Annotated in this window: 18 protein-coding genes; 6 read left to right on the top strand and 12 right to left on the bottom strand. The window is 62.8% G+C overall.

The window, feature by feature from the left end; translation table 11 throughout:
* Positions 1 to 76 precede the first annotated feature (76 nt).
* From CRN80_RS12335 to nrdR, 11 genes are all read right to left on the bottom strand, one after another.
* Positions 77 to 862, bottom strand: a complete 786-nt coding sequence (locus CRN80_RS12335) for a cobalamin-binding protein (RefSeq protein WP_098950235.1) — start codon at positions 860 to 862, stop codon at positions 77 to 79.
* Entirely contained in the window at positions 859 to 1,278 is a 420-nt protein-coding gene (locus CRN80_RS12330) for an MFS transporter (RefSeq protein ID WP_098950234.1), read from the bottom strand. The genes CRN80_RS12335 and CRN80_RS12330 overlap by 4 nt, the downstream gene beginning before the upstream one ends.
* Complete coding sequence (gene ribA, locus CRN80_RS12325) at positions 1,275 to 1,892, bottom strand: GTP cyclohydrolase II (protein ID WP_003194569.1); 618 nt, start codon at positions 1,890 to 1,892, stop codon at positions 1,275 to 1,277. Before ribA ends, CRN80_RS12330 begins: the two co-directional genes overlap by 4 nt.
* A 217-nt stretch (positions 1,893 to 2,109) precedes the next feature.
* A complete protein-coding gene (locus CRN80_RS12320; protein WP_098950233.1) occupies positions 2,110 to 2,832 on the bottom strand; it encodes an ABC transporter substrate-binding protein in 723 nt (240 codons plus the stop codon).
* Positions 2,833 to 2,886: 54 nt separating this feature from the next.
* Positions 2,887 to 3,852, bottom strand: a complete 966-nt coding sequence (thiL, locus tag CRN80_RS12315) for a thiamine-phosphate kinase (RefSeq protein WP_098950232.1) — start codon at positions 3,850 to 3,852, stop codon at positions 2,887 to 2,889.
* An 18-nt stretch (positions 3,853 to 3,870) separates the two neighbouring features.
* Positions 3,871 to 4,371, bottom strand: coding sequence for a transcription antitermination factor NusB (gene nusB / locus CRN80_RS12310; protein WP_098950231.1), 501 nt, complete (start codon positions 4,369 to 4,371; stop codon positions 3,871 to 3,873).
* Positions 4,368 to 4,844: a 6,7-dimethyl-8-ribityllumazine synthase gene (gene ribE, locus CRN80_RS12305; RefSeq protein ID WP_003194576.1), complete on the bottom strand. Its 477-nt coding sequence runs from the start codon at positions 4,842 to 4,844 to the stop codon at positions 4,368 to 4,370. The genes nusB and ribE overlap by 4 nt, the downstream gene beginning before the upstream one ends.
* Positions 4,845 to 4,932: 88 nt before the next feature.
* Positions 4,933 to 6,024 (bottom strand): bifunctional 3,4-dihydroxy-2-butanone-4-phosphate synthase/GTP cyclohydrolase II, encoded by a 1,092-nt coding sequence (gene ribBA, locus CRN80_RS12300; protein ID WP_003194579.1) that lies wholly within the window; start codon positions 6,022 to 6,024, stop codon positions 4,933 to 4,935.
* A 15-nt stretch (positions 6,025 to 6,039) separates the two neighbouring features.
* Positions 6,040 to 6,702 carry a riboflavin synthase gene (locus tag CRN80_RS12295; RefSeq protein WP_047711880.1) on the bottom strand — a complete coding sequence of 221 codons (663 nt, stop codon included), beginning with the start codon at positions 6,700 to 6,702 and terminating at the stop codon, positions 6,040 to 6,042.
* 48 nt (positions 6,703 to 6,750) lie between these two features.
* Positions 6,751 to 7,878: a bifunctional diaminohydroxyphosphoribosylaminopyrimidine deaminase/5-amino-6-(5-phosphoribosylamino)uracil reductase RibD gene (gene ribD, locus CRN80_RS12290; protein ID WP_098950230.1), complete on the bottom strand. Its 1,128-nt coding sequence runs from the start codon at positions 7,876 to 7,878 to the stop codon at positions 6,751 to 6,753.
* A complete protein-coding gene (gene nrdR / locus CRN80_RS12285) occupies positions 7,875 to 8,339 on the bottom strand; it encodes a transcriptional regulator NrdR (protein WP_019818855.1) in 465 nt (154 codons plus the stop codon). The genes ribD and nrdR overlap by 4 nt, the downstream gene beginning before the upstream one ends.
* Before the next feature lie 139 nt (positions 8,340 to 8,478).
* On the opposite strand from nrdR, the gene CRN80_RS12280 reads away from it, so the two are divergent.
* From CRN80_RS12280 to trxA, 3 genes are all read left to right on the top strand, one after another.
* Positions 8,479 to 8,934 (top strand): YbaY family lipoprotein, encoded by a 456-nt coding sequence (locus CRN80_RS12280; RefSeq protein ID WP_098950229.1) that lies wholly within the window; start codon positions 8,479 to 8,481, stop codon positions 8,932 to 8,934.
* Entirely contained in the window at positions 8,931 to 9,587 is a 657-nt protein-coding gene (locus CRN80_RS12275) for a methyltransferase (protein ID WP_044269058.1), read from the top strand. The genes CRN80_RS12280 and CRN80_RS12275 overlap by 4 nt, the downstream gene beginning before the upstream one ends.
* Before the next feature lie 719 nt (positions 9,588 to 10,306).
* The gene (gene trxA / locus CRN80_RS12260; protein ID WP_098950227.1) at positions 10,307 to 11,179 is read left to right on the top strand and encodes a thioredoxin; all 873 of its coding nucleotides are present in this window, start codon (positions 10,307 to 10,309) and stop codon (positions 11,177 to 11,179) included.
* Between the two features lie 103 nt (positions 11,180 to 11,282).
* Here trxA and CRN80_RS12255 read toward each other — a convergent pair whose 3' ends face one another.
* Complete coding sequence (locus tag CRN80_RS12255) at positions 11,283 to 11,627, bottom strand: hypothetical protein (RefSeq protein ID WP_032895093.1); 345 nt, start codon at positions 11,625 to 11,627, stop codon at positions 11,283 to 11,285.
* Between the two features lie 129 nt (positions 11,628 to 11,756).
* On the opposite strand from CRN80_RS12255, the gene CRN80_RS12250 reads away from it, so the two are divergent.
* Genes CRN80_RS12250 through CRN80_RS12240 form a run of 3 tightly spaced genes read left to right on the top strand, consistent with a single transcriptional unit; the run spans position 11,757 to position 14,340 of the window.
* Positions 11,757 to 12,356: a DUF2796 domain-containing protein gene (locus CRN80_RS12250; protein WP_098950226.1), complete on the top strand. Its 600-nt coding sequence runs from the start codon at positions 11,757 to 11,759 to the stop codon at positions 12,354 to 12,356.
* A gap of 6 nt (positions 12,357 to 12,362) precedes the next feature.
* Positions 12,363 to 13,073 carry an ABC transporter ATP-binding protein gene (locus tag CRN80_RS12245; RefSeq protein WP_044269070.1) on the top strand — a complete coding sequence of 237 codons (711 nt, stop codon included), beginning with the start codon at positions 12,363 to 12,365 and terminating at the stop codon, positions 13,071 to 13,073.
* A 1-nt stretch (position 13,074) separates the two neighbouring features.
* Positions 13,075 to 14,340 carry an ABC transporter permease gene (locus tag CRN80_RS12240; protein WP_098950225.1) on the top strand — a complete coding sequence of 422 codons (1,266 nt, stop codon included), beginning with the start codon at positions 13,075 to 13,077 and terminating at the stop codon, positions 14,338 to 14,340.
* Positions 14,341 to 14,347: the final 7 nt, after the last annotated feature.

Below are 14,347 nucleotides of genomic sequence, written 5' to 3'. Positions count from 1 at the left end.
CGTCATCGCAGGCAAGCCAGCTCCCACAATTGAAATGCATTCCCCTGTGGGAGCTGGCTTGCCTGCGATAGCGGTGTCACAGGTTCGGCGCAATCACCTGGCACAACCGCGCTACCGCCTCCAGCATCTGCCCACTCGGCCGTTCCAGCCCCTTGTCCGGCACCAACCGTACCCGAGCAGCCATCATTGGCCATGCCTTCCAAGCGTCCTTCTGAGCCTGATCCCCCACCAGGATCACCTCCGGATCACGCGCCAGCACCGACTCGATATTCACCTGCGGCGCCGGCAACTTCAGGTCATCAAACACATTGCGCGCCCCGCACACGCTGAGGGCATCGCTGATGATCTGCCCGCCGCCCACGGTGTACAGCGGTTGGTTCCACACTTGGTAGAACACCCGCAGCGGCTCGGCCCGCCGGTAGCGCTGGCGCAACTCGGCCAAGCGCTGGCGCAATTGTGCGGCACGCTCTCGCCCTGCCTCAGCGCGGCCCAATTGCTCGGCAATGGCCTGCACCTGGGCTGTCAGTTGTTCAAGGCTGTGGGGTTCGGCGACGTACACCGGGATATTCAACCGCTGGAGCTGCTCGCGCTGGGCCGGGCCGACGCTGCCAGGCCACAGCAGGATCAGGTCGGGCTTGAGGCTGAGCAGGCGCTCCATGTCCAACTGGCCGTAGCGCCCGACCGAGGGCACCTTCGCCAACGCTGCCGGGCGCTCACCACCGTCAAGCACGCCGACCAGCAAGTCCTCGGCACCCAGTTCAAGCACGATTTCAGACAGTGACGGCGCCAGGCTGACAACTCGCTCGACCGCCCAGCCCTGGGCACTGAATACCAGCAACAACGCCAGCCAGTAGCGCTTCATCCCAACTGACGCGGTATGCGATAGAGGTAGAACAGCACCAGCGTCGACAGCGCCAACAGAAACAGCGGCACCGCCTCCAGGCCGACGAACACCGCCAGCGCACCGATCCAGGCCGGTAGCGCTGCAACCAGCAACGCCGTGCGCCGACGCGCCGCCAGGGTGATCCAGGCTGCGGGCTCTTCAGCAGTATCAAGGGCTTTGGCGGTGGCGATCAGCGCGTGTTTATAGGCATGAAAATAACGCAGGCTGAGAAACATCGAGGCCACACCGGCGATGAAAAACGGCATGGCCAAGACGGGCAACAAGGATTCAGCACGGCCAAACAGCAGGTTGATCACGAACAAGGGCAGCAATGCCAGGGCCAGGTACTGCCACCAGTTGAAGGACAGTCGCCGTTTCACCTGGCCACGGGTCACGCGCGGTCGACCTCGCCCTGGTGCTCGTTGCCCATCATGTGGTCGAGCTTGCTGGCTTTGGTGGCCAGGTAGAGTTTGTTGTGCGGGTTGTGCCCAGTGTGCAGCGGCACACGCTCGGCCACGGTGATGCCCATCTCGGTCAAGGCTTTGACCTTGCGGGGGTTGTTGGTCATCAGGCGCAGGGATTTGACCCCCAGGTGCTCGAGCATCGGCAGGCAGATGGCGTAGTCGCGCTGGTCGGCAGCAAAGCCCAGGCGCTCGTTGGCCTCGACGGTATCGGCGCCGCCGTCTTGCAGCTCGTAGGCGCGGATCTTGTTCAACAAGCCAATGCCGCGGCCTTCCTGACGCAAGTACAGCAACACGCCACGGCCTTCCCGGGCGATGGCCTGCAGTGCGGCCTCCAGTTGCGAGCCGCAGTCACAGCGCTGGCTGAACAGCGCATCGCCGGTCAGGCACTCGGAATGCACACGCCCCAACACCGGCTCACCATCGGTGATGTCGCCGAGGCTGAGCACAACGTGCTCGCGCCCGGTGGCTTCTTCAAGAAAGCCGTTCATGGTGAACGTGGCAAAAGGGGTAGGCAGCTTGGAAGCGGCGACGAAAACGACGGGCACCGTGTGCTCCTGATTTCAGATTTCACAGAGGCGGGCATTGTAACAGCACGTTCCTACAGACGCTTAAGCTGAATTATCGCTGATAAAGATCAATAGGTTCGATTGGCCTTTGGATTGATTCTATGTAGGCGCGAGCTTGCTCGCGAAAGTCGTCAACGATGACGGGGTATCCTGGGTGAACGTGGCGTTTATGAGTTTTTCGCGAGCAAGCTCGCTCCTACAGGGGGTAGGGTTGTTTCCAGCGGTCGAAAATTGCTTTCAGCTCACCGGTCTTGACCAGGCTGGCCAAGCGCTGGTCATACACGGCCATCAATGCCCTGCCGCGCTCGGTGTCGGCGAAGGCTACGTAGAGCGGTAGTTCAGCGATATGGCTGAGTTTGAATAGCGCCGGATCTTGCGCCTGGCTGAGTACGTATTTGGCTTCGGTAAGGGCATCGATATAGAAATCGGCACGGCCGTGTTGCAGCATCGGCAGAATGCCGCTGCGCCGCTCGATCTGATTAAAGCGCTGCACGTTGGGCAGGTACCCCTCGTATTTGTAACCACGCACCCAGGCCAGGCGGTACTTGCCCAAGGTCGCCAGGGTCGGCGTGGGTGCAGTGGCCAGCCCGAGAGCATAGACATGATCGGCGTCGAAGTTCCAGCGCGGGTACAGCACCCCACTGGCCTCCTCGCGATAGGTGCCGACACACCCATCCACCTCACCACGCTGGGCCAGGCCGATCGAGCGGGTGTAGGGCACGCTGCGGGTGTGCACGGTGATGCCAGCCGGTTCAAAGACTTGGCGCAACACGTCCCAGGCCAAACCGCTGCCATCTTTGTTGGTGTAGTCGTTCCATTCCTCACTGGCCAGCACGATTTTGCCGGGCGCGGGAGTGTTCGCCTGGGCCAGGGAAGCGAAGGTACACAGCACGATCAGCAGCCAGCGGCATGCAGCCATAGTCACGGCCTCTTACTCGGGATAATCGTATAAAGGGTAGCGCAGAGCGCCGGCTTAGGGCGCCTGGCGAAAATGCTGGTAGCCGCGCACGGCCGGGGTGATGTCCTGGCCGTTGCCGTCGAGCAGCGTCACGCCCTGCCCCGCTTCGACGCGGCCGACCACATGCACTGGCCAGCCAGCGGCCTGCAACGGTGCCAACTGGGACGGTGGCAAGGTGAACGCCAACACATAGTCGTCGCCCCCGCTCAACGCCGCCACGTGAGCCTGGTCTTTACCGACAAACGCCAGCAAGGCCGCAGACAACGGCAACCGCTGACGCTCAACCACCAGGCGCACCGCTGACGCCTTGGCGATATGCCCACAGTCGGCCAACAGCCCATCGGAGATATCCATGGCTGCTGTCGCCTTGCCCCGCAACGCCAGCCCCAGGGCCAGCTGCGGTTGCGGCGACCAGTAATGCGCCAGCAGCGGCTCGGCGATTGCTGCGTCAGCCGTGCGCTGCCCCAATACCAGCGGCAAGGCGCCCGCAGCATTGCCCAGCTCGCCGCCGACACACAGCAAATCACCCGGCTGAGCACCGCTGCGCGTCAAGGCCTGGCCAGCCGGCACACGCCCGAACACGGTCAGGGTGAGGCTCAGCGGCCCACGGGTGGTATCGCCGCCCACCAAGCCTACGCCGCAGCTTTGCGCCATGGCGTTCAAGCCTTGGGCATAGCGTTGCAGCCAATCAGCTTCGACGCTCGGCGTGGTCAGGGCAAGGGTAAAGGCGAGGGGGTGGGCGCCCATGGCGGCCAGGTCGCTCACCGCTACGGCCAGCGAGCGCTGGCCGAGCAGGAACGGGTCACAGGGGTCGGCAAAATGCACGCCAGCCACCAGCGTATCGGTGGAGACTGCCAGTTGCTCCCCGGCGGGAAGCGCCAGCAAGGCGCAGTCGTCGCCGATCCCCAGGGCAATGCCTTCGCCGCCTTGCGCACAGGGCGCGGCGGCGAAGTAAGTGCGGATCAGCTCAAACTCACCCATTGAAGACTCAAGCGCAGGTTAGCGCTTGTGTTCCTTCACTTCGGCTTCACGCAGACGCGGGGCCAGTTTGTCGAGCACGCCGTTGACGAACTTGTGGCCGTCGGTCGAACCGTAGACTTTCGCCAGTTCGATGCCTTCGTTGATCACCACGCGGTACGGCACGTCAACGCGCTTGAGCAGTTCCCAGGTGGACAGGCGCATTACGCACAGCTCAACCGGGTCGAGTTCTTCGATGGTCAGGTCCAGGCAAGGCGCCAGGGCTGTGTCGATCTCGCTCAGGTTGGCGTGCACGCCGTGCAGGATGTCGTGGAAGTAGCTCTGGTCGGCGAAGGTGAAATCGTTATCGACGCGAAACTGTGCCTCGATTTCGTTCAGCGAAGCGCCTGCCAGGTGACGCTGGTACAGCGCCTGGGTCGCAAGTTGACGCGCCTTGCGACGCTTCTCGCTCTTGGACGGCTTGCCGGCATCAGCAGGACGCGGCTCCTGAGGGTTGAACTGATCGCTTTCGTCGGAAATCACTTGGCCTCCAACTGCGACAGCAGGCTGACCATTTCCAGGGCGGACAAGGCAGCTTCGGCGCCTTTGTTACCGGCCTTGGTGCCGGAACGCTCGATGGCTTGCTCGATGGAGTCCACGGTCAGTACGCCGAAAGCGACTGGTACGCCGAACTCCATGGACACCTGGGCCAGGCCCTTGGTGCATTCGCCGGCCACGTATTCGAAGTGCGGGGTACCGCCACGAATCACTGCGCCCAGGGCGATGATCGCCGCGTATTCACCCTGCTGAGCAACTTTTTGCGCAACCAGTGGAATTTCGAAGGCGCCAGGCGCGCGGATAAGGGTGATATCGCTCTCGCTCACACCGTGGCGAACCAGGGCGTCAACCGCACCGCTTACCAGGCTTTCAACCACGAAGCTGTTGAAGCGGCCAACCACCAGGGCATAGCGGCCTTTGGGGGCGATGAAGGTACCTTCGATGGTCTTCAGGGTCATTCGACAAATCTCTTAAAGAGCCGGGACGCGAAAAGTGCGTCCCTCAGTGATGATTTAACCGCGAACAAGGGGCAAGAATCGCCGGCCTTTATTCGGAGGGCACGTATTCTACAACTTCCAGGTCGAATCCGGATATCGCATTAAATTTCATCGGTGCGCTCATCAGGCGCATTTTGCGCACACCCAAGTCGCGCAGGATCTGCGAACCGGCACCGACGATGCTGTAGGTGGTCGGCTTTTTCACCGGCACGGCATCAGCGGTTTCGCGGATATGCGCCAGCAACACATCACCATCCAGCGGGTGACCGAGCAACAGCACCACACCGCTGCCCGCCTCGGAAACCGCGGCCATGGCGGCGCGCAGGCTCCAGCGGCCCGGCTGCTTGACCATCAACAGGTCACGCAGGGGGTCCATGTTGTGCACGCGTACCAGGGTCGGTTCTTCGGCGCAAATGTTGCCCAGGGTCAGGGCCATGTGCACGTCGCCTTCCACTGAATCACGGTAGGTCACCAAATTGAATTGGCCCAGTTCGCTGTCCAGCGGCTGCTCGGCAATCCGCTGAACGGTACGTTCGTGGATCATGCGGTAGTGAATCAGGTCGGCGATGGTGCCGATCTTGAGGTTGTGTTCGGCAGCAAAGGCTTCGAGTTCAGTACGACGGGCCATGGTGCCATCATCGTTCATCACTTCGCAGATCACCCCGCTTGGCTCGAAACCGGCCATGCGCGCCAGGTCGCAGGCGGCTTCGGTGTGACCGGCACGGGCCAGGGTACCGCCCGGCTGGGCCATCAGCGGGAAAATGTGGCCGGGGCTGACGATATCTTCGGCCTTGGCGTCTTTGGCAGCAGCGGCTTGCACGGTGCGGGCGCGGTCAGCGGCGGAAATGCCGGTGGTGACGCCCGTGGTGGCTTCAATGGATACGGTGAACTTGGTGCCGAAACCCGAGCCATTGCGCGGCGCCATCAAGGGCAGCTTGAGCAATTCGCAGCGTTCGCGGCTCATGGGCATGCAAATCAGCCCACGGGCGTGCTTGGCCATGAAGTTGATGTGCTCGGGCTTGCACGCCTCGGCGGCCATGATGATATCGCCTTCGTTCTCGCGATCTTCGTCATCCATGAGGATGACCATCTTGCCTTGGCGGATGTCTTCAACCAGTTCTTCGATGCTATTGAGCGCCACGCGGCACCCCCTTGGTCAGGATTTCAGGTAGCCGTTAGCGGCCAGAAAACTTTCGGTGATGTTACCGGCTGCAGGCTCTGCGGCCTTTTCGCCCAACAACAGGCGCTCCAGGTAACGGGCAAGCAAGTCCACTTCCAGGTTCACCCGGCGACCCGGCTGGTACGAGGCCATGATGGTTTCGCTGAGGGTGTGGGGAATGATGGTCAGTTCAAATTCGGCGCCATTCACGGCGTTCACGGTCAGGCTGGTGCCGTCGACGGTGATCGAGCCTTTGTGGGCGATGTACTTGGCCAGCTCTTTGGGCGCGCGGATACGAAATTCCACGGCGCGGGCGTTTTCGCTGCGGGCGACCACTTCGCCGACACCGTCGACGTGGCCGCTGACCAGGTGACCGCCCAGGCGGGTGGTCGGCGTCAGGGCTTTTTCCAGATTGACCGGGCTCCCGGCCGCAAGGTCATTCATTGCGGTGCAGTCCAGAGTTTCCCGGCTGACATCGGCGGCAAAGCCGTTGCCCGGCAGCTCGATGACGGTCAGGCACACGCCGCTGACGGCGATGCTGTCGCCCAGCTTGACGTCGCCGAGGTCCAGCTTGCCGGTTTCAACCAGCAGGCGGACATCGCCGCCTTTGGGGGTCATTGCACGGATGCTGCCGATGGATTCGATAATGCCGGTGAACATTTCGTTCTCCTGAAAACGAGAGGCTGGCGCTTAGGCGCAGGCCGGGAATTATACGCTCGCTGCTGGGACGGGGATGGCAGTGACTCGCCAGTCGTCGCCCACAGCGCGCATTTCGGTGATCTTGAGTTGGGGGGCGTCGGCCAACTTCTCAAGCGGCCAGTCCAGCAACGGGCGGGCAGCGGAGCCTAAGAACTTGCCGGCGATAAATATCACGTACTCATCCACCAGGCCTTGTTGGGCAAACGCACCGGCCAGGCTTGGCCCAGCTTCCACCAACACGTCGTTGACGCCACGGGCAGCCAGGGCGACCAATGCCGAGCGCAGGTCCACCTGGCCTTCCACGCCCGGTACTACCAGGCACTCGGGGCCACGGGGGAACTGGTTCTCTGGGGTGACGCAGGTGATGACCAATGCCGGGCCGGCCTTGAAGAACGGTGCGTTGAGCGGCACCCGCAGGCGGCCATCGATCAACACGCGTAGCGGCGGGCGCGACATGGCCAGGGCGGTGGTTGCTGCGTCCAGGCCCAGTTCGGCGGCGCGTACGGTCAAGCGGGCGCCGTCGGCCAGTACCGTGTCGGCGCCGGTCAGCACCACACTGGCTTCGGCACGCAGGCGTTGCACCGCAGCACGGGCGGCGGGGCCGGTGATCCACTGGCTTTCACCGCTGGCCATCGCCGTGCGGCCGTCCAGGCTCATCGCCAGCTTGACCCGCACAAACGGCAGGCCGTGCTCCATGCGCTTGAGGAAGCCGGGGTTAAGCGCCCGCGCTTCGGTTTCCAGCACACCGCTGCGCACCTCGATACCGGCCTGGGCCAAGCGCTGCATGCCCCGCCCGGCCACTTCCGGGTTCGGGTCCTGCATGCCGGCCACCACCCGCGCGACCCCGGCGGTCAACAGCGCATCGGCGCAGGGCGGCGTACGACCATGATGGCTGCAAGGCTCAAGGGTGACATACACCGTCGCGCCACGGGCCTTGTCGCCAGCGGCGCGCAGGGCATTCGGTTCGGCATGGGGTTCGCCGGTACGCTCATGCCAGCCTTCGCCGACAATCTGCCCGTCACGCACTATCACGCAGCCAACCCGCGGGTTGGGGTGGGTGGTGTACAGGCCCTTGCGCGCCAATTCGAGGGCGCGGGCCATGTAGTGGGCGTCGAGCACAGCCTGTTCAGAGGTCATTGTTTGGAGGGCTCACGGGCCAGGCGGTCGATCTCTTCGCGGAACTCATTGAGGTCCTGGAAGCGTCGATACACCGAGGCAAAACGGATATAGGCGACTTCGTCGAGCTTTTGCAGCTCGCCCATCACCAGCTCGCCGACCACCAGGCTCTTGACCTCGCGCTCGCCGGTCGCCCGCAGTTTGTGCTTGATATGCACCAGCGCCGCTTCCAGGCGCTCGACACTCACGGGGCGTTTTTCCAGGGCGCGCTGCATACCGGCGCGCAGTTTTTCTTCGTCGAAAGGCTGGCGGCTGCCGTCGGACTTGATCAGACGGGGCAACACCAGTTCGGCGGTTTCGAAGGTGGTGAAACGTTCACCACAGGCCAGGCATTCGCGCCGGCGACGCACTTGGTCGCCCTCGGCGACCAGACGCGAGTCGATGACCTTGGTGTCGTTGGCACCGCAGAAGGGACAGTGCATGGTTGGCAGGCAACAAAAAATGGGAGGGCCATGGTAGCGCATCCCTGTGGCAAGACAAGCCATAGCCTTTACGGTATATAGGCAGGCTTATATGTTTCATATTTTTAAGCCACGGATTTTGTCCTTTCTGGAGCCGTACATGCAGTTACGACCACTTGTTCTACTCAGCCTGTTCAGTTTTCTGGTCGCCTGCAGCAGCGAAGCCCCCAAGCCGGCCGCGCCTCAACCGACACCGGCGCAAGAGAAAAAAGTCCCGGGCATCGAAGACCTCGGCCCCCTGCCCGCCTATCAACGCGAAATCAGCGGCAGCCTGACCAACGTGCCGGCCGGTGCCGAAGTCGAGATGGCGCTCTTGGTGATCGACGACCGTTCGCGCCCCCAGCAACTGCTCGCCAGCAGCGTACTGAGCGGCAACGGCAAGCCCCTGGCCTTTCGCCTGCGTTTCAACCCTGAAGCCTTCCCGACCGGTGCCCGCGTTGAATTGCGCGGTCGTGCCAGCCAGTCCGGCCAGTTGATCCTGCACCTGCCTGCCGTGCGCGTCACCCAGGCGATCACCCAGAGCACCGGCCCCCTGCAACTCGTCAAGGCGCCATGACGCCACCGCTGGGCCTTCAACACGCCTTGAGCGCGTTGATTGGCGATGCGCAATTGGTGCCCTGCCCGTTACCGGGCACCGCATTGTCGTTGTGGCTGCTGGACGCCGACAACATGGACCGCGCCTTCAGCCAGGAAGAAACCCGGCGCATTCTGCATGAGCCGCCCTACTGGAGCTTTTGCTGGGCCAGCGGCCTGGCGCTGGCGCGTTACCTGGCGGCGCATCCCGAGTGGGTCGCCGGCAAACGCGTGCTGGATTTCGGCGCAGGTTCGGGCGTGGCCGGGATCGCTGCCGTCAAGGCTGGCGCCCTGGAGGTGGTGGCCTGCGACCTGGACCCACTGGCCTTGGCCGCTTGCCGTGCGAATGCCGAGCTCAACCAGGTGGCGCTGAGTTATTCGGCAGACTTTTTTGCCGAAGCCGACCGCTTCGACCTGATCCTGGTGGCCGACGTGCTCTACGACCGCGCCAACCTGCCGTTGCTGGATCAGTTCCTGACCCGCGGCCGCGAAGCGCTGGTGGCGGATTCGCGGGTACGGGATTTCCAGCATCCGGATTACCGGCGGCTGGAGATCCTCGAGGCTTTGACCCTGCCGGATCTGGCCGAGCCTTGGGAGTTTCGTAAGGTGAGCCTGTACCATTCGCGGCGTGCTTGAGGCCATCGCGGCATAGGTATCTACACAACTCTGTAGCAGTCGGCGGCAACCACGATGCGAAGCGAGCCGCTGTTGATCTTGCTCTTGATCTGCTTTTGATCTCAGGCGCCCCGTTAAACCACGCTGGCCGAACGCAGGCTTGAATTCGTGGGTAACCCGGCAGGACGCCGGGTTAGCCGCCCCGCGCCATGGATGGCGCGTGGCGGCGGCCCACGGATTCAAGCCTGCGTTCGGGCACACCGAGCGTGAGCGAGGTGCCGAGTGGTGGGGCAAGAGCGTTTTGCTTACTTTTGCGCTTTTCAAAAGTGAGCCGCCGTCAGGGCGGAACCCTAAGTGGCCGTTACCGCAGCAATGGATATATACAATCCAACTGCGTTGACTGCCAGGCCGCCTTCGCGAGCAAGCCCGCTCCCACAATTTGATCGCGGGGCGTCAGATAGACAGGGGCCGGCTGTCAGGCCGTCATCGCAGGCAAGCCAGCTCCCACATTTGGATCGCGGGGCGTCAGATGGATATGCTTCGGCTGTCAGGTCGTCACGGGAGCAAACTCCTTCACCACAGGTTAGCGTCGTACCGAAGTTGTGTAGATACCTATGGCCATCGCGGGCAAGCCCGCTCCCACAAGGGATGCATTTCAAGGTGGGCGCTACCACGATGCTTTCAGCCAACCTCGCCAGCCCTTATAGTTGCCCCCATTCCCGCTTTATTCGAGATGCCCCATGAGTGAGCCCACGCCGTACATCTTCGACGTCACCACCGCCAACTTCGATCAGGCCGTTATTCAGAACTCCTACGAAAAGCCCGTATTGGTCGATTTCTGGGCCGAATGGTGCGCTCCCTGCAAAGCGCTGATGCCGATGCTGGCGAAGATTGCCGAGAGTTATCAGGGCGAGTTGCTGCTGGCCAAAGTCGACTGCGAAGCCGAACAAGACATCGTGGCGCGTTTTGGCATTCAAAGCCTGCCGACGGTGGTGCTGTTCAAGGATGGCCAACCGGTGGACGGTTTTGCCGGGGCACAGCCGGAATCGGCAGTACGGGCAATGCTGGAACCCCATGTGCAGATGCCGCCACCGGCTGCGGCGGACCCGCTGGAGCAGGCTCAGGCGCTGTTCAGCGAAGGGCGCATCAGCGAGGCCGAAGCGCTGCTGGTGCAGTTGTTGGGCGAGGACAACACCAACGCCGCCGCCCTGATCCTGTACGCACGTTGCCTGGCTGAGCGCGGTGAGCTGGGTGAAGCCCAGGCCGTACTCGACGCGGTCAAGAGCGACGACCACAAGGCCGCGCTGGCCGGGGCCAAGGCGCAAATCACCTTCCTGCGCCAGGCTGCGGACTTGCCGGACGCCGCCGAGCTGAAAAGCCGTCTGGCGCAAAACCCGCAGGATGACGAAGCCGCCTATCAGTTGGCGATCCAGCAACTGGCGCGCCAGCAATACGACGCGGCGCTGGAAGGTTTGCTCAAGTTGTTTATCCGCAACCGCAGCTACAGCGAAGGCCTGCCCCACAAGACCTTGCTGCAGGTGTTCGAATTGCTGGGCAATGATCACCCGCTGGTCACGGTGTACCGCCGCAAGTTGTTTGCCGCGCTGTACTAACCCAACCGTGTAGGAGCGAGCTTGCTCGCGAAAAACGACAACGATAACGCGGGCATCCGGAATGAACGCGGTGCCTGAGGGTTTTTCGCGAGCGAGCTCGCGCCTACAAAGGGCCGACCCAGGTGTAGAGCGGGGTGTCGCCGCCGCTGGCCACCTTCACGTTCGCGCTGTGGCGCAGGCGCACCAGCAAGCGCTTGCCGGCACCGGCATCGCCGGCCAAGCCTTCGAGTTGGTCGAGCAATTCCAGGCCATTGAGTTGCCCGGCCTTGCGCAGTAAATCCTGGGCGTTCTGCCACAGGTCTTCGTTCTGTTTGACCGGTGCCGCAGTGGGCGCGCTGGGCGTTGGCGCGGCCTGAAGTTGTGCGCCCAATCGCGCCCAATCGCCGTCGTCCAGCTCCAAGGTCAAGTCCACCGGCAGGTCGCCGATGGTTCCACGAATTCGCAACATCGTCCTTACTCCTGCATTTTTCTGACGGGCATGCTCCCACGCAGCTTGCGCAACACCAAGCGGGCGGTCAAACTCTCGGCTCAATTGTTATAAGATCACATAACAAAACTTTCATCCTGGAGCCCTCTCATGCGCCGTTTGCTGCTCGCTTTGCCGTTTGCCCTGCTGCCTCTGGCTGTCGCTCATGCCCATGAAGACCATGACCACGAACACGGCAGCCTCGGTGCCCATGAACATGGCGTCGGGCGCCTGAATGCCGTGCTGGACGGCCAGGCCCTGGAGCTGGAACTGGACAGCCCGGCCATGAACCTGGTGGGTTTCGAGCATGTAGCCACCAGCGCCGCCGACAAAGCCAAGGTCGCCGCCGTGCGCAAACAGCTGGAAAATCCATCGGCCCTGTTCAACCTGCCCAAGGCCGCAGGTTGCGTGGTCAGCAGCCAGGAACTCAACAGCCCGTTGTTCGGTGACAAACCAGAAGCCGAGCATGACGACGATGACCACGCCACCGACGGCAAAGGCGCCGCCGCCCACAAGCATGATCACGACCACAGTGAAATCCACGCCCATTACCAGTTCACCTGCGCCACACCGGCGGCCCTGGGCAACCTGGACTTGAGCCAGGTGTTCAAGACCTTCCCCGCCACCCAGAAAATTCGGGTACAACTGATCGGCCCGAGCGGTCAGCAAGGTGTTGACGCGACAGCGACCGCAGCCACTCTGAAGTTCTGAGTTCACATGACCCAAGCACTGATCGAACTGTCCGACCTGGGCTTCAACTGGCCCGGTCACCCGCAGTTGCTGGACATCCCCGCGTTCCGCCTGGAACCCGGGGAAACCTTGTTCCTCAAGGGCCCAAGCGGCAGTGGCAAGACCACTTTGCTGGGGCTGTTGGGCGGTGTGCAGAAGCCCAGCCAAGGCAGCATCCGCCTGCTCGGCCAGGAGTTGACCGAACTCTCGGCCGGCGCCCGTGACCGTTTCCGTGTGGACCACACCGGCTATATCTTCCAGCAGTTCAACCTGCTGCCGTTTCTGTCAGTTCGCGAGAACGTCGAGCTGCCTTGCCACTTTTCCAAGCTGCGCGCGCAACGGGCCAAGCAGCGCCACGGCAGTGTCGACCAGGCCGCTGCGACCTTGCTCGCACACCTGGGTTTGAAGGATCCAAGCCTGCTGGAACGCCGTGCCGATTCGCTGTCCATCGGCCAGCAACAACGGGTGGCCGCTGCCCGAGCGCTGATCGGCCAGCCGGAGCTGGTGATCGCCGACGAACCCACCTCGGCCCTGGACTACGACGCCCGCGAAGCCTTCCTGCAGTTGCTGTTCGCAGAATGCCGCGAAGCGGGCGCCAGCCTGTTGTTTGTCAGCCATGACCAAAGCCTGGCGTCGCTGTTCGACCGCAACCTGTCGCTGGCCGAACTCAATCGCGCCGCCATGCCCGCAGAGGTTTGAGATGTATCTGTTCCGTCTAGCCATGGCCAGCCTGGCTAACCGCCGCTTTACCGCGATCCTCACCGCGTTTGCCATCGCACTGTCCGTCTGCTTGCTGCTCGCGGTGGAGCGTGTGCGCGTCGAGGCGCGCAACAGTTTCGCCAGCACCATCAGCGGCACCGACCTGATCGTCGGCGCTCGTTCCGGCTCGGTCAACCTACTGCTGTATTCGGTGTTCCGCATTGGCAACGCCACCAACAACATCCGTTGGGACAGCTACGAGCACTTCGCCGCCAACCCTCAAGTGAAATGGGCGATCCCGATCTCCCTCGGCGACTCCCACCGCGGCTACCGGGTGATGGGCACCAACGAATCCTACTTCGAGCACTACCAGTACGGGCGCAAGCAAAACCTCGAACTGGCCAGTGGCCGCGCCTTCGCCACCGACCCGTTCGAAGTGGTGCTCGGCGCCGAAGTGGCCGACGCCCTGCATTACAAACTCGGCGACAAGCTGGTGCTGGCCCACGGCGTGGCGGTGGTCAGCCTGGTCAAGCATGACGACAAACCGTTCACGGTGGTCGGCATTCTCAAGCGCACCGGCACGCCAGTGGACCGCACGCTGCATATCAGCCTCGGCGGCATGGAAGCAATTCATATCGACTGGCACAACGGCGTGCCGGCCCAGGGCAAAGGCCGCATCAGTGCCGACCAGGCGCGCAATATGGACCTCACGCCGCAAGCCATTACCGCGTTCATGCTGGGCCTGAACAACAAAATTTCCACCTTCGCCTTGCAACGGCAGATCAATGAATTCCGTGGCGAGCCGATGCTGGCGATCCTGCCCGGCGTCGCGCTGCAAGAACTGTGGAGCATGATGGGCACTGCCGAAAAAGCCTTGTTTGTGATTTCGTTGTTCGTGGTGCTGACCGGGTTGATCGGCATGCTCACGGCGATCCTCACCAGCCTTAACGAGCGCCGCCGCGAGATGGCGATCCTGCGGTCGGTGGGCGCGCGGCCTTGGCACATCGCAACGCTGCTGATCTTTGAAGCCTTCGCCCTGGCCTTGTCTGGCGTAGTGGCGGGCCTGGGGTTGCTGTACCTGTGCATCGCCGCCTCGCGGGGTTATTTGCAGGCCAATTACGGCCTGGACCTGCCGATGTCGTGGCCGAGCGAATATGAATGGACGTTGCTCGCCGGTATCCTGGTAGCCGCCCTGTTGATGGGCAGCGTGCCCGCGTGGCGCGCCTACCGCCAATCTTTGGCCGATGGCCTGTCCATCCGTTTATGAGGAAGGC

The organism is Pseudomonas sp. FDAARGOS_380 (assembly GCF_002591235.1).
GTDB classification, from domain to species: Bacteria; Pseudomonadota; Gammaproteobacteria; order Pseudomonadales; family Pseudomonadaceae; genus Aquipseudomonas; species Aquipseudomonas salmasensis.
Note: the sequence above shows the minus strand (reverse complement) of the source record. Positions and strands in the feature narration are given on the sequence as shown.

What these genes read in the sequence shown, in the direction of transcription:
- trxA (WP_098950227.1), top strand. Translation starts at nt 10,307, where the DNA reads ATGAGTGAGCCCACGCCGTACATCTTCGACGTCACCACCGCCAACTTC.
- CRN80_RS12250 (WP_098950226.1), top strand. Translation starts at nt 11,757, where the DNA reads ATGCGCCGTTTGCTGCTCGCTTTGCCGTTTGCCCTGCTGCCTCTGGCT.
- CRN80_RS12245 (WP_044269070.1), top strand. Translation starts at nt 12,363, where the DNA reads ATGACCCAAGCACTGATCGAACTGTCCGACCTGGGCTTCAACTGGCCC.
- thiL (WP_098950232.1), bottom strand. Translation starts at nt 3,852, where the DNA reads ATGGGTGAGTTTGAGCTGATCCGCACTTACTTCGCCGCCGCGCCCTGT.
- CRN80_RS12320 (WP_098950233.1), bottom strand. Translation starts at nt 2,832, where the DNA reads ATGGCTGCATGCCGCTGGCTGCTGATCGTGCTGTGTACCTTCGCTTCC.
- CRN80_RS12295 (WP_047711880.1), bottom strand. Translation starts at nt 6,702, where the DNA reads ATGTTCACCGGCATTATCGAATCCATCGGCAGCATCCGTGCAATGACC.
- CRN80_RS12335 (WP_098950235.1), bottom strand. Translation starts at nt 862, where the DNA reads ATGAAGCGCTACTGGCTGGCGTTGTTGCTGGTATTCAGTGCCCAGGGC.
- ribE (WP_003194576.1), bottom strand. Translation starts at nt 4,844, where the DNA reads ATGACCCTGAAGACCATCGAAGGTACCTTCATCGCCCCCAAAGGCCGC.
- CRN80_RS12255 (WP_032895093.1), bottom strand. Translation starts at nt 11,627, where the DNA reads ATGTTGCGAATTCGTGGAACCATCGGCGACCTGCCGGTGGACTTGACC.
- CRN80_RS12280 (WP_098950229.1), top strand. Translation starts at nt 8,479, where the DNA reads ATGCAGTTACGACCACTTGTTCTACTCAGCCTGTTCAGTTTTCTGGTC.
- CRN80_RS12275 (WP_044269058.1), top strand. Translation starts at nt 8,931, where the DNA reads ATGACGCCACCGCTGGGCCTTCAACACGCCTTGAGCGCGTTGATTGGC.
- nrdR (WP_019818855.1), bottom strand. Translation starts at nt 8,339, where the DNA reads ATGCACTGTCCCTTCTGCGGTGCCAACGACACCAAGGTCATCGACTCG.
- ribD (WP_098950230.1), bottom strand. Translation starts at nt 7,878, where the DNA reads ATGACCTCTGAACAGGCTGTGCTCGACGCCCACTACATGGCCCGCGCC.
- CRN80_RS12240 (WP_098950225.1), top strand. Translation starts at nt 13,075, where the DNA reads ATGTATCTGTTCCGTCTAGCCATGGCCAGCCTGGCTAACCGCCGCTTT.